Genomic DNA, 20,171 nt, shown 5'->3' on the forward strand with positions numbered 1-20,171 from the left:
CCACCGCACCGGCGCCCGGCCCCCGTCACAGCCCCAGCGCGGCCAGGTCGACCGTGGCGGCCATGGCCCGGGCCCCCTCGTCGTTGGGGTGCATGCCGTCCCCGCAGTCGAAGTCCGCGCGGAGGTGGCCGGGCCGCCCGGGATCCTCCAGGGCGCGCGCGACGTCGAAGACCGACTCGAAGACACCGCTCGTACGGATCCACTCGTTGACCCGGCGGCGCGCCGCGAGCGCCTCGGGCGTGCTGTGTCCCGGGTACACGGCGCCCGCGAACGGGCCGATCGTCGCGGCGTGGACCGCCAGTCCCGCCCAGTGGGCACGGCGCGCCAGCTCCGTGAACCCCATGATCAGGTCGTCGGCCGGGGCGGGCGGCAGGCCGGTCATGCCCGGCAGACCCAGGTCGTTGATCCCGAAGTGCACCAGGACGGCGGTGGCCCCGGGGACGGACAGCACGTCCCGCTCGAAGCGCGCCAGGGCGTGCTCGCCGATCCCGTCCGTCAGCAGCCGGTTGCCGGCGATGCCCTGGTTGACGACCCAGCCGCGCTCCAGCCGCCGGTTGAGCGCGTCGACGGAGCGCCGGTCGGCATCGGGCGTCGTGCCGACGCCCTCGAACCACGAGTCGCCGAAGGCCACGCCCACCGCCGTCCCGGCCGGGGCGAGCACGTCGACCCCGGTCACGTAGAACCGCGCCTCCACCTCCTGCGCCCCCGCGAGCTCCGCCTCCCCCGTCACATTGCCGTCCGCCACGTACGACGTCGCGGCGGGCATGTGGGAGAACGTGGCCGGGCCCGTCTCGGCCGGCAGGTGGAGGCTCAGCACGAGAGCGTCCCCCGCCGCCACGGACAGCCCGGCCGCGTCGCTCACCACCTCGGCGCCCGCCGGGACCGTCACCCCGGGTGCGCCCGCGAACCGCAGCACCGTCCCGTCCGTGCGGCCGCGCACGGCCACCCGGGCCTCGGCCACCGTCAGCGGCAGACGGCCGTAGCGGTTGGACAGCCGCACCCGGATCCCCTCGCCGCCGCCCGCCATCCGCAGCACCTGACGCACCGTCTGGTCCCGGAAGCCCCGCGGCTCGACGAACAGGATCTCCTCGTACGGGCTGATCACCGCGCTGCGGAACCCCGCCACCCACTGCTCGGCCATGTCGCGCCTTTCCCTCGGTCACACGTTCCGGCAGGGGACAACACCAACAAGATCATCCGGGATTCCCGGGCGGCTCCGCCCCCGCGGCGTGACACGCCTCGATCAGCGCCCGCAGCTCGGCACGCGGCGGGTCCGGCCGTACCGCCAGGAAGGCCCGCATGACCGGCGCCGGGTCGCGCAGGGGACGGAAGACCACGCCGGGCACGGGCAGTTGGTCGGCGTGGGGCGCGTAGAAGACCGTCCAGGACGGCCGTCCGTGGCCGACGGACGCCAGCGTGTCCTGCGCGGTGGTGAACTCGGGCCCGAGGGCGGGCGCGAAACCGGCCTCCTCGCACGAGCGCATCACCAGGTCGTACAGGGCCGGGTTGCGCGCACGGGACGCCAGGCGCAGGGGCAGGCCCGCCAGATCCGCCATCGCGACCGTGCCGCGCACCGCCAGATCGTGCCGGGCCGGCAGCGCCACCATCAGCGCGTCCTCCCACAGCGGCAGCAACTCCACCCCCGGGAAAGGACGTTCGCCACGCAGCAGCGCCGCGTCCAGCTCGCCGCCGCGCACCCGGCGCAGCCGCTCCTCGGTGGCCGCGGTGACCAGCTCCAGCTGCGCGTGCGGGGCCAGGCCGGCGAAACCCGCCAGGATCCCGTCCAGCCGGGCGCCGAGCCCGTCGCTCGTGCCCAGCCGCAGCGTGACCGCCCGCTCCGCACGCAGCTCCTCGACCGCCTCCCGCGCCCGGTTCCGCGCCGCCAGCACCTCCCGGGCGTGCGGCAGCAGCCGCCGGCCGGCCTCCGTCAGCGCCACCGCGCGCGTCGTCCGCGCGAACAGCGGCACCCCCAGCTCCCGCTCCAGCCTGCGCACCTGCTGGCTCACCGCCGACTGCACGATGTGCAGCCGCCCGGCGGCCCGCCCGAAGTGCAGTTCCTCCGCCACGGTCAGGAAGTACTCGAGCTGCCGGATCTCCACACCCACCCCATTGATCAGTTCCCGTGATGAGTGTAGGCGCGATCCGGCCATTGGCCGACGGCGGGCGAGGCGGTGGACTGGGCACGTCGCCGGAGATCACCGGCCACCCCCCGAGAGGACGGAAGTCATGGCATACGCAGACGTCAACGGCGTCAGGCTGTACTACGAGGACGAGGGCGCGGGGTGGCCGCTGCTCTTCCTCCACGGCTGGGGGACGAGCGGGCAGGTCTGGGGCGCGCAGGCGGCCGGCTTCGTCCACGACCACCGGGTCGTCACCGTCGACTGGCGCGGCTGCGGCCGGTCGGACCGGCCCGCGCGCGGCAACGACACCGCGACCGTGGTCGCCGACCTCGCCGGGCTCGTCGAACTCCTCGGCCTCGAACGGCCCGTCGTCGTCGGCTCGTCGGTCGGCGCCACCTTCGCCGTCGAACTGGCGCTGCGCCACCCGGAGCTGGTGGGAGGCGCCGTGTCCGTGGACGGGCCGGCGCACTCGCTGACGCTCGGCTTCGACGCCGAGGAGTTCCTCGGCCGCCTGGCGGCGGACCGGGCCGGCACGGTGGCCGAGTGGGTGCCGGGCTGGTTCGCGCCCGGCGCGTCGGACGAGCTCGCCCGCTGGACGGTCCGCCAGATCCTGGACTCCGGCGTCCACATCGACGCCCACCACCGGGAGGCGGCGACGTACGACCCGCGCGGGGAGCTGCCGGGGCTGCGGGTGCCCGTGCACTACGTCCACGGCGAGCTCAGCCACATCCCCGTGGAGATCTCGCGGGCGTGCGCGGAGCACGCCCCCGGCGCGGAGCTGAGAGTGCTGCCCGGGGCCGGGCACATGCCGCACCAGGAACGCCCGGCGGAGTTCAACGCGGTGCTGCGGGAACTCCTCCCGCGGTGAGACGGAGCCCCCGGACCACTTCGCGACAGCAACCACACGACGCCAAGGAAGAAGCCATGCCCGCCCTCGTCCTCATCCACGGCACCGGCGCCGACCCCGCCCAATGGACCCCGCTCACCGAGCGGCTCACCGACCGCTTCACCGTCCTCGCCCCCGCCCTCCCGGCCCTCCCCGCCGGCACCGTGGCCGACCTCGCCGACCACGTGGTCGCCGCGGCCGACGAGGCGGGTCTGGAGAGGTTCCACGTGGCCGGGCACTCCCTCGGCGCCGTGGTGGCCGCGCACATAGCCGGCACACGGCCCGGCCGCGTCGCATCGCTCGCGCTGCACGCGGCATGGGCCCACACGGACACCCGCATGGCGGCCGAGTTCCGCCACTGGCTGGCGCTGCTGGAGCACGACGCCGCGCACGGCACGAACCTGTTCGCCCGCATGGTGCCCCTCATGGCGTTCGGACCGCGCTACTGGGAGCGCACCGACGAGGACGCCCACGAGGCGCTGGTCCGTGCCGTCACCGGGATGATCGTGCCGGAGACGGCCGCCCGGCAGACGGAGACCGATCTCGGCGTGGACCTGCGCCCGCTCCTGGGCCGCATCACCGCCCCCACCCTCGTCCTGGCCAGCACGCAGGACCGGTTGATCGACGGGGCGCAGCAACAGGCCCTCCTGGCCGGGATCGAGGGCGCGCGGTACGCGGAGATCGACGCCGGGCACGGGGCGCCCGGGGAGGACCCGGAGGGGTTCGCGGCGAAACTCGCGGCGTTCCTGGAGGAGCGGGCGGACGAGGAGGGCCGGCCGGTGGCGGCGGCCCGGGCGGCCGTCTCAGACCTCTAGTTCGGACTCGATGCGCCTCAACTGGTGGCGAGCCATTGCCAGATTGGCCCGCTGCGTGTCCAGCACGAGGTACAGGAAGAGCCCGTTGCCGCCCCGTCCGGTCAGCAGCCGGATCAAGTGGTACTGCGTGTTGAGGGTGATGAGGATGTCCTCGATGCGGTCCTGGAGGCCGAGCATCTCCATGGCGCGCAGCTTCGCCCGCACCACATCGGTGTTGGCGGCCGCGGCGACGTTCAGGTCCATGGTCTGGGAGCCGCCGAGCGTGCCGAGGGCCATGCCGCTGCCGTAGTCGACGAGCGCCACGCCTATGGCCCCTTCGATCGAGCTCATCGCTTCCTTGAGTGCGGTCTCGGTGTTGGACATGGGAATGCCTGCTTCCGGTCTGTGGGTGGAAGGTGAACGGGCGGCGGGGCGCGGCGGCGGGAAACGCCGCCACTAGACCCGGGGCCGCTGCTGCAGCGCGCCGTCGATCAGCGCGGCGAGGCGTGGACAGGCCCGGCGGGCCTCCAGGTTCAGGCGGCCGACGTTCGCGTCGGCGGTGGCCAGGAGGGTCAGGACGCTGGAGACCCCGGCCGCGTAGGTGGCGACGTACCCGAACTCGCCGTTGACCAGCAGCTCGCGGAAGCCCCCGTGGCCCACGGCCTCCGTCAGGCGCGCGCCCACGCCCAGGGCCGCGGCGGTCAGCGCGGCCACGCCGTCGGGCTCCGCGTTCTTCGCGAGCAGGTGGGCGATCACCAGCCCGTCCGTGCTCGCGACCATGGCGCCGGTCAGGTAGGGCACCCTGATCCGTAATTCCTGTAACTCTGCGAGGACTTCGGGCGGTGCTGAGGTCATCGACTGTCTCCTCACGGCGAACTGCCTCAAGGCGCGTCTCATCATGGGATCGGCGGATTCGGGCGGGTGCACGGCACGGTCACACAGTCCTCTCCGGCCGAGGGTGATTACCAATGGCGTGTCCGTTGCGACGGAAGGTAATCGAAAAGAGTGCTGGGGTGGGAGGGTTTCGGCAATTTCCCTCGGCACTTGTACAGACCAATGCAGGTTGCCAACGGCCGGAAAGCGACGTTTCGTTCAGCGGTCCCGCCGCTCCAGCGGCCCCGCGCACTTGAACGCGCGGTGGATCGGCGCGGTGCTGGTGCCGAGGATGCCCGGGAGGGCGGCGACCGGCCCGGTGAGGTAGCGGTAGAAGGCGCCGGCGTCGGGCGTGGTGACGCTGGCGTAGACGTTGAAGTCCCCGGTCGTGGCGGCCGCGAAGGACACCTCGGGGTGGGAGGCGAGCGTGCCCCCGACCGCCTCGATGTCCGAGGGCACGACATTCAGCCACAGGGCGGCACGGAAATTCCGCTGGAGAACGCGCGGGGCGAAGTCCACGTCGAAGTAGAGGACCCCCGCCTCCCGCAGCTCCGCCATCCGGCGCCGGACCGTCGTCGGCGGCCGGCCCGTGGCCGCCGCCAGCTCCCCGACGGCCGCCCGGCCGTCGCGCGCCAGCACGTCCAGCAGCCGGTGGTCCGCCTCGTCGAGCGGATACGCCGGCGCCGGGTCGCTGAGCAGGTTGTCCGGCGCGTTCGCGGGCCGCAGCGCGGCGACCTGCGCGGCCGTCAGCGGGCCCGACTTGGTGAGCAGGCTGAGGTCCTGGCCGAAGAAGACGTGCAGGACACAGTGCCCGCTCACCTCCGCCACCTGCGGCGTCCTCGGCAGCTTCTCCAGCAGGAGCGTGTCCCCGCCGCCGGTGGTCCGCGGGCGGACCAGACAGGCGATCTCCGTCCCGCCGGAGGTGAGGCTGACCCACGCGGTGTCCGGCCGGCGGGCCAGCGCCTCCCCGATCGCCCCCGCCGCACTGGGCGCGCAGCGCACCCGCACGAACCACGGCACCTCGCCCAGCCGCAGCGGATCCGTCAGGCCCACCACCCGCAGCGTCCCCGCGGACCGCAGCCGGCTGTAGCGGCGCGCGACGGTCTGGTCGGACACGCCCAGCACCTCGGCGATCCGGCGGAACGGCGCCCGCCCGTCGATCTGCAGCGCGTGCGCCAGGAGCTGGTCCTGCTCGGTGTCGAGCGGGGGCAGGACGACCCGCCGGTTGTCGAGATTCACCGCTCCACGGTACGAGATGTCGAATTCCGCCGCCGGACGGCCGCCGGCTGGGGACGGGGTCCGTCCACCCGGAGGCTTCCGGGGAGAGGGCGCGGCGAGACGAAGCGCGCCCCGGACCGACGGGGGAGACCCGATGGGAGACAACCGCAATGCGTAAATGGTGGCCCTTGGTGGCAGTGAGCCTGGGCGCCTTCATCCTGCTCGTGGACGTCACGATCGTGAACGTCGCCCTCCCGAGCATGGCCGACGACCTCGACGCCTCGTTCTCGTCCCTCCAGTGGGTCGTCGACGCCTACGCGCTGTCGCTGGCCGCCCTGCTGCTGGCGGCGGGCTCGGCGGCCGACCTCTTCGGCCACCGCAGGCTCTACGTCCTGGGCCTCGCGGCCTTCGCCCTGGCCTCCCTCGGCTGCGGGCTGGCGCCCGACGCCTGGGTGCTGGTGGCCGCGCGGGCCGTCCAGGGGGCCGGCGGCGCGGCCATGTTCGCGACCTCCGCCGCGCTCCTCGGCGCCACCTACCACGGCCGCGACCGGGGCACCGCGTTCGGCGTCTGGGGAGCCGTCAACGGCGCGGCCGCGGCCGCCGGACCCGTCCTCGGCGGCCTGCTGACCGAACACATCGGCTGGCAGGCGATCTTCCTGGTCAACCTGCCGGTCGCCGCCGTGGCGATCTGGCTGACCCTGCGGGTGATACGCGCCGACCGCACGGACGCCGCCGGGGAGACCGCCGGGAAGCGCGGCCGGATGGACGCGGCCGGCGCGGTCACCTTCACCCTCGCCGCCGCGTCCGTCACCTACGCGCTGATCCGCAGCACCGAGGACGGCTGGACCTCGGCCACCGTCCTGACGGCCTTCGCCGTGGCGGCGGCCGCACTCGTGGCCTTCGTCCTCGCCGAGACGCGTCTCGCGCGCCGTGGCGGACCGCCCCTGCTCGACCTCGGCCTGCTGCGCCGGCCGGCCTTCGCCGGGCTCATGGGCGGCGCACTGCTCTTCCAGGGCGGCGCCTTCGGCTGCCTGGTCCTGGTCTCCCTCTGGCTGCAGTCCGTCCTCGGCCTCGGCCCGGTCGCCGGCGGCGTCGCCCTGATGCCCATGGCCGTCCTCTCCTTCCTCGTCGCCGCCGTCGCGGGCCGGCACGTCCAGCGCGTCGCCCCGCGCCTGCCCATCGGCGCCGGACTGCTCCTCGTCGCCGCCGGCATGTACCTGCTGTACGACGGCATGTCCGCGGACGCCGGCCGCTGGTCCCTCGCCGCGGGCCTGGCCGTGGCCGGAGCGGGTGTCGGACTGTCCACCCCGGTCCTGGTGTCGGCGGCCACCGGCAGCGTGCCGCCGCAGCGGATGGGGATGGCGGCCGGCGCCGTCAACACCTTCCGCCAGCTCGGCATGACCCTGTTCATCGCCGTCCTCGGCGCGGTCTTCACCCACACGGCCCGGACCGAGCTGGCCGGCGCCGTCCCCGACGCGCACGCCGCCGCCTCCGCCCTCGCCGGCGGCCAGGCCCAACGCCTCGTCGCGGCCGCCCCGCAGGCCCACCGCGCGACCGCCGAGGACCTGGTCCACCGGGCCTTCGCGGCCGGCCTCCAGGACGTCTTCCTGTGGTCCGCCGGCGCCGCCGTGGCCGGAGCCGTGCTCGTCCTCGCCCTCGTACGCCCGGCACGCCCCCGCCCGGCCGCGCACCCAGCCGCGGGCGAGCCGGCGGCACCGGCGAAGGAGCCCGCACGGAAGGGATGACCGCCCGTCCCCGAGCGGGACATGCCGGACCCCGGAACGCCCCGACCGCAGTCGCGGGCCGCCCGGGGTCCGGCTCCGCGCTACTGTCCCCGGCCGCGCGCCGCGCGGAAGCGGGCCGCCGCGGCCGCGAGGTCCACGACCGGCTCCGGGTAGCGCAGGCGCGCCCGCTCCGCCCCGCCCAGCCGCCACGGCTCGTGCACCAACCGGCCGGGAACGTCCGCGAGTTCGGGCACCCAGCGGCGCACGTACGCGCCGTCCGGATCGAAACGACGCGCCTGGACAAGGGGGTTGAGGACGCGGCCGGGGCGCGTGTCCGTCCCCGTACCGGCGGCCCACTGCCAGTTGAGCTGGTTGTCCGCCACGTCCCCGTCCACCAGCAGGCCGAGGAAGTGCCGGGCGCCCTCCCGCCAGTCGTGGAGGAGCGTCTTGGTGAGGAACGACGCCGTCAGCAGCCGCGCCCGGTTGTGCATCCAGCCCTCCCCGGCGAGCTGGCGCATGGCCGCGTCGATCACGGGGAAACCGGTGCGCCCCTCCCGCCAGGCGCCGGCCTCGTCCGCGTCGCACCGCCACCGCACCTCCCGCGCACGGTAGTCGCGCACCGCCGCCCCGGGGACCGCGGCCAGCACCTGGTGGTGGAAGTCCCGCCAGGCCAGCTGGCGCACGAACGCCTCCGCACCCGGGCCGCCGGCCCCCCGGACCCGGGTGACCACCTCGACCGGCGACAGACACCCGAAGTGAAGGTACGGCGAGAGCCGTGACGTCGCGTCGGCCGCGAGATCGTCGCGCAGCTCGGCGTAGCGCGCGAGCCCGCCGCGCAGCCAGGCGGTGAGCCGCCGCCGGCCCTCGCCCTCACCGCCCTTCGGCACGGCGTACGCGGCGTCTGCGACGGGCAGGGGCGCGCCCGCCACCTCGTCGGGCACCTCCACCCGCCGGGGCGCCGCCAGCACATGGCGCACCGGCCACGCCGACCAGCGGCGGAAATACGGCGTGAAGACCGCGAAGTGATCCCTGCCCGTGGGCACCGGCCCGCCCGGAGGGACGACGGTCGTCACCGCCTCGTGCACGGTCAGCCGCCTCCGCTCCCGCCCGAGCGCGGCCCGCAGCCGCTCCTCACGGCGCTGCGCGTACGCACTGACCCCCGCGGCCACGTGCACCTCGTCCGCGCCGCTCTGCCCGGCGACCCGGCACACCTCCTCCACCACCTCCCCCTCGCGCACCACCAGCCGTCCTCCCCGCGCCCGCAGCCCCTCGTCCAGATCGGCGAGGCAGCCGGCCAGGAACGCGGCCCGGCGCGGCACGGCGAAACCGGCCCTCCCGACACCCTCGTCCAGCACGAAGAGGGGCACCACACGGTCCGCACCCCCGGCCGCGGCCCGGAGCACCGGGTTGTCGTACAGACGCAGATCGGACGTGAACAGGGCGACGGCGGTGCGCATGACCCGAGCCTAGGCGGCGGCCGGCCCCACGGCCCCGCACACCGGCTCGCCCGGCCGCGTGACGAGCGCCCCTCCGCCGGCGGCCCGAGGGCGCGCGCTACCCCTTCTTCCCCACCGCCAGTTCCGTCCCCGACACCGTGGCCACGATGCCGTCCTCCTCGACCCGGACGTCCCGCAGGTGCAGTTCGCGCGCCTCATCGGGGAGCGTGAACGAGAAGGACAGCGGCTCGGCGAGCTCCGGCGGGCGGACGTGCATCAGACCGGTGATCAGCTTCGGGTCGACACCGATCCTCGACAGCAGCGCGGGGTGCTCCACCACCGCGTCGACGAGGTTGACCCGCGTCAGCCGTTCGACGAACCGGGGCGTGCCCACCAGCTCGTGCAGCTTCTCCTCGTCCCGCAGGGCCGTCTCGACCACGCTCTCCGGCACGCCGAGCCGTTTCACCACGGCCGGCACCGACAACAGCGCCTTCACCCGCGCCGCGTCCCGCGCGATGCGCTCGGCGGTCTCCCGGTGGAGCGTCAGACCCCGCCCCTTGCCGGAGCGGTAGGCGGCGACGCGGGGCACGTCGAGGCTGATGCCCTCCACGTCCGTGGCCAGACCGCGGTCGCCGACGAGCCGCAGCCGGGCCCGCGCCCGGACGCGCAGCTGCTGCCCGGCGACGGTCACCGTGCCGTCCGCGCCGACCGTGGTGCCGTCCCGGCGGCTGAACGTGACCTCCGACGCGGCGAGTTCACGCTTCATGTCCGCGAAGGAGAGCGTGATCTCGCCGTCCAGGCCGCCGACGACCGCGCCGCTCACGGCACTCGGCAGGTCGCCCTTCAACCGTATGTCCCGCGCGCTGGCGTGGACCTTGGCGAGCGACACGCGGTCGGCGGCCACGTGCGGGACGGTGACGTCCACCCGCTCCAGGCGCTTGTCCAGGACCTGTGTGAGGAACGGGAAACCGTGGATGTCCACTTGGGGAGCGGCCGCCAGATGGAGCTGCTCCTGCAAAGCCTGCCGTGCCTTCTTCTCCGCGTACATCGCCGCGCACCGGTCGGCCAGGACGAGGAACCCGGCGCACACGGAGAGGGCGCACAGCAGCTTCGCCGCGCGGGGGAGGCCCGCGAACGGGTTGCGGCGACGGCGGCGGCCGCGTCCGGCGCGGCGGCGGTTCCGGGGACGGCGGTGGTCGGGCGGGGACCACGGGGTGTCGTCGTCGGGCGCGGGGCGTCCGGGGCCGAGGGGGAGAACGGTGGTCCCGGGGGCGAGCAGATCCTCGGGTATGTCCTCCGGTGTCTCCGGTATCGGGGGCGCCGGTATCTCCTGGGTGACGGCGGCGCCGGTCTCGTCGGCAGTGCCGGGCGCGGTGCCGGATCCGGGCACGGTGCCGGATCCGGTGTCGGGCGGAGCGTCGGCGGCCGCGTGGGGGTCGGGGTCGGCCAGGGACGCGAGTTCCTCATAGGGGTTGCGGGGACGGGAATGCATGCGTGTGGGGGTTCGCATCGCCATATCCCACCACGCGCGCTCCCCTCGACCGCAAGGGCTACCAGCGGTACGTCCGAAAACGACGGCGCCGGACGAGCCGTGGGCGAAGGGACGTACGCCGGGGCAGTCCGGCGCCCGGGCGAGGTGACGGACTCGCGGAACCGTTCACGCGCACCTCCCCACCCGCGGACTACGCTGTGCGCCGATGACGACCGGAACGGCCTCGCGCCACCCACGGATCGGCGATCCGGTGCTCCCCTGAGCGCCGTACGCCGGAAACCCGGCGCTCCCGCACGGGCCCCGCCCCCCGTCGTGTTGACCGCAGACCACAGAACCGAAACGTCAACCACGACAGGAGACTTCATGCCCGACACGACCCTGCTGATCCCCACCGCTGACGGCCGCGCCGACGCGTTCGCCGCCTTCCCCGACGACGGCGCGCGGCACCCGGGGGTGCTGATGTACCCGGACGCCTTCGGCATCCGGCCCGTGCTGCGGGAGATGGCCCGCGAACTGGCCGGGCACGGGTACTACGTCCTCGTCCCCAACGTCTTCCACCGGCACGGCCCCACGCCGGTGGTCGAACTCCCCGCGCACATCGGAGAAGACGCCCGGCCCGCGCTCATCGCACAGTTGATGCCCCTGATCGAGGCGCACACCGCCGAACGGACCCTGCGCGACGCCGAGGCGTACCTCGGCTTCCTCACCTCCCGCCCCGAGGTGGACGCCGGACCGGTCGCGGTGACCGGCTACTGCTTCGGCGGCCTCCTGGCGACGCGCACCGCCGTCGCCCACCCCGGCCGGGTGGCCGCCGTCGCCGCGTTCCACGCCCCCGTCGGCGCCGACGGCCCCGACAGCCTGCGCCGCCTCACCGCCGCGGCCCACTTCGGCCACGCGGAATCCGACCTGACGCCCGAGGCGCTCGACGACCTCAACCGCGTCCTGGACACCGCGGGCGTCGACCACACCTCCGAGATCTACCCCGGCACCGTCCACGGCTTCACCATGACCGACACCGACGCCTTCAACGCCGCTGGGTTGCGGCGTCATTGGGACCGTCTGCTCCCGCTCCTCGGGCGCACCCTGCCGGGCGGGCAGGGCACGGGCCCCCGGACGACTCCGCGGAGCTGATGGCCCGGGCGGGCCGTGCTGCGCCCCGAGGGCCGAGGCGGACCCCCGGCCCGCCACCACCTCACACGGCCCGCCTCCCGCGGCGGAGGTCGTCCAGCGTCCGGCCGTCGGAGAGGCGCCACAGCGTCCAGCCGTCGACGGGACGGCCGGTGGCGGCCTCGGCGAGCCGGCCGTCGGGAGTGACGACGGCGCGGCTGAAGCGGTCGGCCCGGCACCGGTCGAAGGTGAGCACGGCACCAGGGTGCAGGAGCCCGGCCCGCATCAGACCGGCGAGGGCGCCGTGGGGAACGACGGGCGGTGGCGCCACCACGGCCCCGGTGCCCGGCGTCAGCGTGATGTGGACGGTTTCGTCGCCGTCGGCGTCGGCCAGTCGCGCGAGAACGGTGGAGTCGAAAGAAATACTGAGCAGGGGCATAAAGGCTCCCGGAAGGTTGCCGCACCACGCGGAGTGGTTTGCGGAACCACTTTACCTTCTCTCAACTCCGGTCATCCAGAAGAATGTTCTCGCACACCGACCGGCGGCCTTCGGGAACTGGGGCGAACAGGGGTTATACAGCGCTCTTCCCGGCCGGTAGCGTGAAAAGCAACGGATCGTGCGCATGCCGAGGGAAATACCCCGGAAAAGCTACGAGTTGGTGCGGGCGAAGCCGGCCGAGAAATGTCCGCCGTACTCGAGTGGAGGAGCGCGTATGCGAACGTCCGGCGTCTATATCTCTGCGGTCGGGGTGGACCTTCCCGACTGCGCCGACGTGCAACAGGCAATCGAGGACGGGCTGCTGGACGCCGCGGTGGCGGAGGAATCGGGGTTCATCGGGGTGGCCGTCGCCCAGGACACCCCGGCTCCGGAAATGGCCGTCCGCGCCACACGCCAGGCACTGGAACGCTGGACCGGAGATCCATCGGAACTGGGGGCGCTGTTCTACGTCGATTCCTTCCCCTCGGGGCCCGCCGGCTGGCTGCCGCAGTCCTACCTCATGAGAGAAGTCGTCGGAGGCGACCTGCTCGCCGTCGGGGTGCGCCAGGGCTGCAACGGTGTGTTCGGCGCCCTCGAACTGGCGGCGGCGTATCTCGAAGGAACCCCTGCCGAGGCGGTTCTCATCACCGCGACCGACAACATGAGTTCACCCCTGGTGGACCGCTGGCGGTCGAGCCCGGGATACATCCTGGGGGACGGAGCGTCGGCCGCGATCCTCACCAGCAGTCCGGGATTCGCCCGGCTGCTGTCCGTCACATCCATGACGGTGCCCGGGATAGAAGCGGTGCACAGAGGAACCCAGTCGCTGAATCCGTCCACGCTGCCCACCGGGCAAAAACTCGACCTGGGCGCCAGGATGGAGGAGTTCCGCCTCGGCGGAGGAGACTATTCCGAGTTGGTGTCGAAGTCGAGGCAGGCGCAGAACGAACTGCTCGCCGCTGCCCTCGACGAAGCCCGAATTGATATCGGGGACATCAAGCGAGTGGCTTTTCCGCACGGCAGCGTGAAGAACGTCCGCGCCGGGGCCACTGCCCTGGGGTTCCGCATGGAGCAGACCACTTGGGAATACGGCTGCCGAGTGGGACACGTCATGGCAAGCGATCAGTTGCTCTCCCTGGACCACCTTCTCCATACCCACGAGATCGGCCCGGGCGACCGGGTCCTGCTCATGGGATACGGCCCGGGACTGGGCATCGCCGCCGCAGTCGTCGAAATCACCGACCGCCCACACTGGCTGGCGAGAACGGACGGACAGAACGACCGGTGACGGACTCCGCTCACGTCCGGCCGCACTCCCACCGCTGCACACACACTCACTGGTACGTTCTGGAGGGTTGATGCTTGGCGACCGCTGCCCGACCGCCGAGGGCGAGAGGCCATACGATCCCGTCGACCTGTCGTCGCGAGCCTTCTGGTCCCGGACTGCAGCCCAGCGGGAGCAGTCCTACGCCGTACTCCGCGAAGAACGACCGGTGTCCTGGCACCCGCCCGTCGAAGGAGTCTCCGTGCCGCGCGAAGGGGACGGATTCTGGGCCGTTGTCCGGCACGAGGACATCGTCACCGTCAGCCGTCAGAACAAGGTGTTCATCGCCGGGGCAGGCGTCCTGTTCGAGGACATCCCCGAAGGAGGCTTCGACGGATCGCTGTCGATCCTCGCCATGGACCACCCCCGGCACACCAAGCTGAGACGGCTGATCAGCAGCGCCTTCACCCTCAAGAGCGTCGCCCGGCTGAAAGGGATCATGGAGGCGCTCGCCGGCGAGGTCGTCGACGAACTGGCCGCATGCTCCGAGGGGAGGGCGGACTTCGTCGAGAAGTGTTCCTCGCTCTTCCCGATGCGGGTGATCTCCGAAACCGTCGGAATCTCCGGCGACCGACGGGACGACGTCGTCGCGGCGGCGATCGCCCTGGTCGCGGCCACACCCGACACGACGACCGAGGACGGGTTCGCCCTCATGAAAGCAGCCGTGGAAGGCAATCGCTTCCTGCGCGACATGGCACTGGACCTGGCCGCCCGGCGACGGGCCCACCCGACCGACGACATCATGACGGTACTGGTCCAGGCGGAATCCGAAGGAGAGCGGCTGACCGACACCGAGATCGTCGACCTGTTCGTCCTGCTGTGCATCGCGGGCTACGACAGCACACGGCAGACCATCAACCACGGGCTCAAACTCCTCACGGACCTACCGGAACAAAGAGACTGGCTGATGGAGGACCTGGAAGGCCGCATGGGATCCGCCGTCGAGGAGATCCTCCGCTACGCCACGCCTGTCATGACGTTCCGCCGCACCGCGGCCATCGACACGGAACTGGGCGGACAGACCGTCAAAGCCGGCGAGAAAGTGGTGATGTTCTACGCCTCCGGCAACCGTGACGGCTCGGTCTTCCCGGACCCGGGGCGCTTCGACCTGAGCCGTGACCCCAACCCCCATCTGACGTTCGGCGGCGGTGGAGCCCACTTCTGCCTCGCCGCCCAGCTCGCCCGTGGACAGTTGCGGGCGCTCTTCGGCACGCTGCTCCGCCGGCTGCCCGACATCGAGGCGGGAGAGCCGGAGTACAAGTCCAATTCCTCCATCGACGGGATCCGGCGCCTGCCGTGCCGTTTCACCCCCCAATGACCCCCCGGCGAGGCGGTGTGCCGGACGGCCGAGCCGTCCGGCACACCGCCTCGCCCCTCGCCGACCGCATGAACACCCCCGGGGCGACCGGCCGGCGAACGATCCGGCCGGCCGCCCGCTCGCCCCTACCCGAGCCGGCCCGACGAGAGCGGCGCTTCACGCCACGGGCCCCCGCAGTTCCTCCTGGAGCCGCGCACGGAGCTGCTGACGCCGCGTGATGTCCAACTTGCGGAACACCTTCGTCAGATGCTGCTCGACCGTGCTGACGGTCACGTAGAGCTTGGCCGCTATCTCCCTGTTGGTGTTGCCGTGTGCCGCGAGGACGGCGACACGCATCTCGGACTCGCTGAGCCTGCCCCGGGCCTTGCCCGCGAACTCGCCCTCGCCACCACCCGGAATGATCTGGTCGCACAGGGCCTTCGCCCCGCACTCCTCCGCCAGCCGCCACGCCCTCCGGATGAGGGTGCCGGCGCGCACCGTGTCCCCCTCGGCCTCGTGGGTCCTGCCGAGATCGGCGAGGGCGCGGGCCAGTTCGAGCCGGTCACCGCTCGTGCGGAGGGCCTCGGCCGCTTCGTCCAGCAGCCGGATCCGGTCGGCGCCGCCGACCGTCCTGGCGCACGTCCGGAGCATGGCCCCGCGGACCTGCGCGCTGCCGGAGCGGCACTGCGCCAACTGCTCCCTCACCAGTTGCCGCGCTTTCGCCCCGTCGCCGAGCCGGAGGAACGCCTGGGCCGCGTCGTTGCGCCACGGGAGGATCTCGGGGCGGTCCAGCCCCCAGCGCTCGGCGAGGCGGCCCACGGTGGTGAAGTCGTTGACGGCGGCCAGGAGCCGGTTGGTGGCCAGGTGGAAGTGGCCGCGGGCGCGCATGAAGCCGAGTCCGTAGACACTGTGGAACAGGGCTTCCGGCACAGGGTGGTTGACCTTCTCCAGGGCGTCGTCGTACCGGCCCATGGCGGTATGGGCCATGATGAGCGTGGCCAGGGGGCTGCCCACGAAGACGCTCTCGGTTCCCTGCGGCACGGACGCCAGGGCGGCTTCCGCCTGGTGCGCGGCGTCGTGCAGCATGCCGAGCAGCAGCGAGATCTCGGCCTGCACCGCGGTGAGTTCGGCGTGCCAGCCCGGTGCGTCCCGCCGCTCGGTCTCACCGAGGAGCTTGTTGCACCAGAACACGGCGGTGTCGCAGCGGCCCGCGCGGGCGAGCGTCCGGACGGCGTTGGTGAGCAGCACCAGGGTGGTGTCGGTGAGCGGGGAGTGCCGCAGGGCGTGTTCCGCCGCCTCGGCAGCCGAGTCGCCCGTCCCGTCGCCCGGCCAGGCCCACACGGCCGCCGCGGCCTTCAGCTCCGGCACCGCCCCTGCCGCGGCCTGCACCACGTCGCCCTGCCCCTGCGGTACGAAACGGGCGGCGCGGGCGAGGGGAACGGGGTACTCGGCGGACGCCCAGAGGGCTGAGAAGTCGCAGGGGTCTTCCGGGGCCCGGTCCGCCGGTTCCTCACCCCCCGCCAGGCTCGCGAGCGCCGACGCCGCCTCGCCGAGGCGGCCGCGGGCGATGAGGAGCCGGGCCAGCATCGCGGTGTGCGGTGCGGCGAACCGTCCCTCCTCCCTGTCCGTGACGAGTTCGGCGAGGCGCTGCGACGCGGCCGCGTGGTTGATGCGCCAGGTGACCTGGGCGAGCCGGATGCCGATCGGATGGCGCTGCCGGGCACCGGCGGACATGCGTTCCGCGAGTTCGAGGCAGGCGGTCGCCCGCTTCGCGTCGTCCCCGGCGAGGGCCTCCTCGGCGGCGTCGCACAGGACGGAGACCGCCCACCGGTCCTCGCCGTGCCCGACCGCCAGGAGGTGACCGGCGATCTCCAGGGCCGGCGCCCCCTCGTCGTACAGCAGCCTGGCCGTACGCAGGTGCAGCGCCATGCGGTGGTCGTGGGGCAGCGTGTCCAGTGCCGCGGCCGCGATCACCGGGTGCCGCAGCCGGCCCGCGTCGTTCGTGAGCCCGGTCAGGCCGAGCAGCCGGAGGTCCCACGCCGCGGCCGCCACGTCCTGCCGCACGACGTGGGCCAGCCGGCCGGGGGAACCGGCCTCGCCTAGCACAGCGAGGGCGGCGGCGGACTCCCGGGACACGGCTCCCACACGGGCCAGGCAGGCCAGTGCGGCCCGGTGGAAAGGCCCTCCGACAACCGGTTGTACAAGACCCACTGCGCGGTGGGCCGGTGCTGCGCCGGTGCGTTGACCGGCCGCTTCACGCACCTCGTCGAGGAGCGAGCGGAGCAGCAGGGGATTACCGCCGGTGATCGTGTGACAGTGATCGACGAGGTCGTCGTCGGCGGGATGCCCGAGGGAGGCGGCCAGGTACTCCGCGAGGCCGTTCCGGGTGAGGGGGTTCAGGACGATCCGGTGGAAGCGCGGCAGGCTCAGGAAGTCGGCGTCCAGCAGCGGGGCGTCCTTGCGGATGCAGGGGTTGGTGGTGCAGATCAGCAGCACGTTGCCGCTCGCCGAGTCGCGGACTGCGTGCAGCAGGTACTGCCGGGTGGCGTCGTCCACACTATGCAGGTCGTCGATGGCGATCACCAGGCGGGAGGTGCGTGCGATGGCCTGGAACGCCGCGCAGAGGTGCTGGGCCTGCGCCGGCCTGCCGGTTCTGTCGGGCCGCTCGTCCGGGCGGCCTGCCGCCGGGACGACGGGAAGGTGGCCGTCGGGCGTCCGCTCCAGGCCGGCGCGGAGGTCGTCGGGGAAGGAGCGATTGCGGACCAGTTGGCCCAGGAGGTCCGGAGGGCCGCTGCCCGGACCGGCACCGCCCGCGCAGAGGACGAGGGAGCCCGCAGCGGTGAGTTGCTGGACGGCCGCGTTGAGGAAGGCGCTCTTCCCGCAGCCAGCTCCTCCTTCGATCAGGACCGCGCCCGCCGCTCCGGCCCACTGTCCGACGGTGGTGGAACGGAGACCGGTCAGGTGCTCCTCGCGTTCGATGAATACAGCGGGGTCGGCCTGGCAGGCGAACTCCGGGCCCGGGACGGCGGTTTCGGACAGACGGGGGACCGGCGCTTCGACATTGCTCATGAACGGTACCCAGTCTCAAGGGCGTTCGGTTCTGCCGGCGTCCGGACGATCAGCTTCCCGCTCGTCGCCGTCGGTACGGGAAGCCGGGCAGGGGTGGACGGCGGAGCCTGGTCCCCCCGCCTCCCGGGGCACCGGGCCGCCGGGCGTCCAGGGGTCGGCCACCCGGTGCCGGTGCACGGGGCGAGGGGTGTCGTCGTACCACCTGTCCAGGACCTCGCTCAGTTCGGCCAGCAAGCGCCGGATAGCGCCGGCGGACTCCTTCACGGCCGCTTCCACTGCATCCGGGGTTCCCGCGGTGCGCTCCCCGTGGACCGGGCACCGTGGACCCTCACCGCTGGCCGGCAGGACGAGGTCTGGCAAGGCGTTCTCCGCTGGACTGGTCATGGTGGCTCCGTACTCTCGCGGCGGACAGGGACAGAAAAGGGCGGGCGGCGCGGGCTCCCGCCGGGCCGGTCAGTTCCGGCAAGGCCCCGGCGTGCGCTGCCGCGGCAGGAGGGGCGTTGTCGCCTGCTCGGGCGTCTTCCCGTCATCCGGCCGGTGCGACTGGACACCGGCAAGGCGCCGGCCCGCTTCACCGGGGGCCGTTTCACGGAAGAGCAGCCGGGTGGGGACGGTGAGGGCGTCCGCGACGAGACGGGCCGTCGTCAGCGTCACGTCGCGCCGTCCGACGGACATCAGGATCACGACGGCTTCCGGCACGCCGATGCGCCGGGCGAGTTCCCGCGGTGACAGGCCCCTCAGCCGCAGGAGGCGATGGAACCGCCTCACGTCCCGGACGTACATGGGAAGTCTCCTCGTCAGCCGTACCGGAATTCACCGGTCACGAATTCGTGGGGGCCAGGTCTATACGGTTGTCGCTCGGTGCAGCAAACGCGTTCACGCTGTTCCGTGTCGCGGTTGTCACCGGATATTCACCCGGCGCCGTAATCGGACCGGAATTCCCGCGGCGTGACGAGGCCGACGGTTGTCGGTCGCGGTTACTCCCCTCGGGGGACCCGGACGTGCCGTGGCGCCGAGCGGGTTATCGGCACGGCGGCGGGGAGCGGGCGTGGTGCAAGTTCTGCGGCCCCGAGGGGCGTTGGGGGAGGGTGGGGCCCGGCCGCCCGCCGGTGGGGGTCGTTGCGGGCGGCCGGGTGCGGGCGGGCAGGGGGAGTGGAACCGCCGCCCGCGGAAGGGAAACGGTGGGTGTGAGTACCCTCGTCACAGCCGTGCGGCAGAGTGGCGTCAGCCGTACGGCACCACCTTTTCCCGGCTCGGAACCCCGGACGCCCGGAAAAGAGCGGGCATCGGGAGAAGGGAAGCCGGCCGGTACACCGGACGCCGCTCAGGAGAGGAGGTCGCCCGATGTAAATTTCGCATGCCACCGGTCGCGCGAGGGGGCGGAATTTCTGCCGCTGTCGGCCAGAAGCTCATGGCCCTTAATCTAGTTTCGCTTTGCGGTTCGCATAACCCCTGTTCGCATTCCCGGGGCGGGAGGCCCGGTCTGGGGTCGGCTAGGGCTTTCGCGCCGCGCAGGGGCATTTCCGCCTGGTATCGCGCCCGGTACGCCCGACCGCCGGACGACTGCCGCGGGCAGCGGGCGAGTTGGCGTGAGTCGGGGAGGGGGAGCCGGTGCCCCGCCGGTGCGCAGGGCCGTCCGTCGGGTCGGGCCGTCGACGCGGGACGGCGTCCCGCCCGCGGAAGGTGTGCCGCTCACCCGCGCGGACGGAAGGCCCCCACGCACGCATGCCGGGTCCCCGGCCTCCCTGTCCGGCGGGCGCCTCGTCGGCGCTGCAATCCCACGTCCCGCCGCGGATTTCACTCACCGGGACGCGCGCCTCCTTCCCACCCACCATCAACAATCTGGAATCACACACGCCACCCAACTGCCGTTGCGGCACGAGGGCGCACCATGCAGGGCGCATCAGAGTAAACGATACGGCAGGGCAAAATTCTTTGTCGGCGGAGAAAGTAATTCCGTCGCGGAATCCTCAGCAGGCCCATGGTTCCCAGTAGTTGAGGTCGTCACGGAATGACCGATTAGCCCGATGGGTTGATCCTCGGTCAACGTCACTTGACGATTTATTTCAGTGGCGCTTCCATTTTCCGGGTACGGAGAAGGGTGGGCGGGTAAAGCGATGGGCCGCACGCCGTATGCCCCGCCCCCAAGGCGCGGCTGCGCACAGCCCCGAAGGTGGGACCTGCCGGGCTCCTGTCGGGCCGACTTCCCTGGTCCCGCGACCGAAGGCCGGGCGCACGCCATAACGGCCCTGCCCGGGACGTCAGGACGTGTCCCATAACCCGAGTTCACGAGCGTCGACGCGGCAGCCCGCTGGCCTCTCCCGCACCCGGGCTCCCGTCGCTGCGAACGGCC

At 73.0% G+C, this 20,171-nt stretch carries 16 protein-coding genes; 6 read left to right on the forward strand and 10 right to left on the reverse strand.

Annotation, left to right across the window (positions count from 1 at the left end; all coding sequences use genetic code 11):
• Window positions 1-25 precede the first annotated feature (25 nt).
• Together AC230_RS06310 and AC230_RS06315 are read right to left on the reverse strand one after the other, a co-directional pair.
• Window positions 26-1,141, reverse strand: a complete 1,116-nt coding sequence (locus AC230_RS06310; protein ID WP_049714877.1) for a GDSL-type esterase/lipase family protein — start codon at window positions 1,139-1,141, stop codon at window positions 26-28.
• Window positions 1,142-1,193: 52 nt separating this feature from the next.
• Window positions 1,194-2,099 carry a LysR family transcriptional regulator gene (locus tag AC230_RS06315; protein WP_049715087.1) on the reverse strand — a complete coding sequence of 302 codons (906 nt, stop codon included), beginning with the start codon at window positions 2,097-2,099 and terminating at the stop codon, window positions 1,194-1,196.
• Between the two features lie 127 nt (window positions 2,100-2,226).
• Here AC230_RS06315 and AC230_RS06320 point away from each other — a divergent pair, with 127 nt between their 5' ends.
• Together AC230_RS06320 and AC230_RS06325 are read left to right on the forward strand one after the other, a co-directional pair.
• Window positions 2,227-2,988, forward strand: a complete 762-nt coding sequence (locus AC230_RS06320; protein WP_049714878.1) for an alpha/beta fold hydrolase — start codon at window positions 2,227-2,229, stop codon at window positions 2,986-2,988.
• A 56-nt stretch (window positions 2,989-3,044) separates the two neighbouring features.
• Window positions 3,045-3,821, forward strand: a complete 777-nt coding sequence (locus AC230_RS06325; protein WP_049714879.1) for an alpha/beta fold hydrolase — start codon at window positions 3,045-3,047, stop codon at window positions 3,819-3,821.
• Here the strand turns inward: AC230_RS06325 and AC230_RS06330 are convergent.
• The 3 genes from AC230_RS06330 to AC230_RS06340 form a co-directional block, all read right to left on the reverse strand.
• Window positions 3,810-4,184 (reverse strand): roadblock/LC7 domain-containing protein, encoded by a 375-nt coding sequence (locus AC230_RS06330; protein WP_049714880.1) that lies wholly within the window; start codon window positions 4,182-4,184, stop codon window positions 3,810-3,812. The two genes, AC230_RS06325 and AC230_RS06330, sit on opposite strands and share 12 nt — an antisense overlap.
• A 72-nt stretch (window positions 4,185-4,256) precedes the next feature.
• Window positions 4,257-4,601 carry a roadblock/LC7 domain-containing protein gene (locus AC230_RS06335; RefSeq protein ID WP_422125553.1) on the reverse strand — a complete coding sequence of 115 codons (345 nt, stop codon included), beginning with the start codon at window positions 4,599-4,601 and terminating at the stop codon, window positions 4,257-4,259.
• A gap of 291 nt (window positions 4,602-4,892) precedes the next feature.
• Window positions 4,893-5,912, reverse strand: a complete 1,020-nt coding sequence (locus AC230_RS06340) for an Lrp/AsnC family transcriptional regulator (RefSeq protein WP_049714882.1) — start codon at window positions 5,910-5,912, stop codon at window positions 4,893-4,895.
• 149 nt (window positions 5,913-6,061) lie between these two features.
• On the opposite strand from AC230_RS06340, the gene AC230_RS06345 reads away from it, so the two are divergent.
• On the forward strand, window positions 6,062-7,636 hold the full coding sequence (locus AC230_RS06345) for an MFS transporter (RefSeq protein ID WP_049714883.1): 1,575 nt from the start codon (window positions 6,062-6,064) through the stop codon (window positions 7,634-7,636).
• 80 nt (window positions 7,637-7,716) lie between these two features.
• On the opposite strand, the gene AC230_RS06350 is transcribed toward AC230_RS06345, so the two are convergent.
• Window positions 7,717-9,072 (reverse strand): cryptochrome/photolyase family protein, encoded by a 1,356-nt coding sequence (locus AC230_RS06350; RefSeq protein ID WP_049714884.1) that lies wholly within the window; start codon window positions 9,070-9,072, stop codon window positions 7,717-7,719.
• Between the two features lie 97 nt (window positions 9,073-9,169).
• Entirely contained in the window at window positions 9,170-10,543 is a 1,374-nt protein-coding gene (locus AC230_RS06355; RefSeq protein WP_078870985.1) for an LmeA family phospholipid-binding protein, read from the reverse strand.
• Window positions 10,544-10,906: 363 nt separating this feature from the next.
• Here AC230_RS06355 and AC230_RS06360 point away from each other — a divergent pair, with 363 nt between their 5' ends.
• Complete coding sequence (locus tag AC230_RS06360; protein ID WP_049714885.1) at window positions 10,907-11,674, forward strand: dienelactone hydrolase family protein; 768 nt, start codon at window positions 10,907-10,909, stop codon at window positions 11,672-11,674.
• 61 nt (window positions 11,675-11,735) lie between these two features.
• On the opposite strand, the gene AC230_RS06365 is transcribed toward AC230_RS06360, so the two are convergent.
• A complete protein-coding gene (locus AC230_RS06365) occupies window positions 11,736-12,089 on the reverse strand; it encodes a DUF4357 domain-containing protein (protein WP_049714886.1) in 354 nt (117 codons plus the stop codon).
• Window positions 12,090-12,363: 274 nt separating this feature from the next.
• On the opposite strand from AC230_RS06365, the gene AC230_RS06370 reads away from it, so the two are divergent.
• Together AC230_RS06370 and AC230_RS06375 are read left to right on the forward strand one after the other, a co-directional pair.
• Window positions 12,364-13,416, forward strand: coding sequence for a ketoacyl-ACP synthase III family protein (locus tag AC230_RS06370; RefSeq protein ID WP_049714887.1), 1,053 nt, complete (start codon window positions 12,364-12,366; stop codon window positions 13,414-13,416).
• A 238-nt stretch (window positions 13,417-13,654) separates the two neighbouring features.
• Window positions 13,655-14,770: a cytochrome P450 gene (locus AC230_RS06375; protein ID WP_241833096.1), complete on the forward strand. Its 1,116-nt coding sequence runs from the start codon at window positions 13,655-13,657 to the stop codon at window positions 14,768-14,770.
• Window positions 14,771-14,926: 156 nt separating this feature from the next.
• Here the strand turns inward: AC230_RS06375 and AC230_RS06380 are convergent, their stop codons facing one another.
• Complete coding sequence (locus AC230_RS06380) at window positions 14,927-17,818, reverse strand: AAA family ATPase (protein WP_049714889.1); 2,892 nt, start codon at window positions 17,816-17,818, stop codon at window positions 14,927-14,929.
• Window positions 17,819-18,271: 453 nt separating this feature from the next.
• On the reverse strand, window positions 18,272-18,601 hold the full coding sequence (locus AC230_RS06385; RefSeq protein ID WP_049714890.1) for a helix-turn-helix domain-containing protein: 330 nt from the start codon (window positions 18,599-18,601) through the stop codon (window positions 18,272-18,274).
• Window positions 18,602-20,171: the final 1,570 nt, after the last annotated feature.

It is taken from the genome of Streptomyces caatingaensis (assembly GCF_001187435.1).
GTDB classification, from domain to species: domain Bacteria; phylum Actinomycetota; class Actinomycetes; order Streptomycetales; family Streptomycetaceae; genus Streptomyces; species Streptomyces caatingaensis.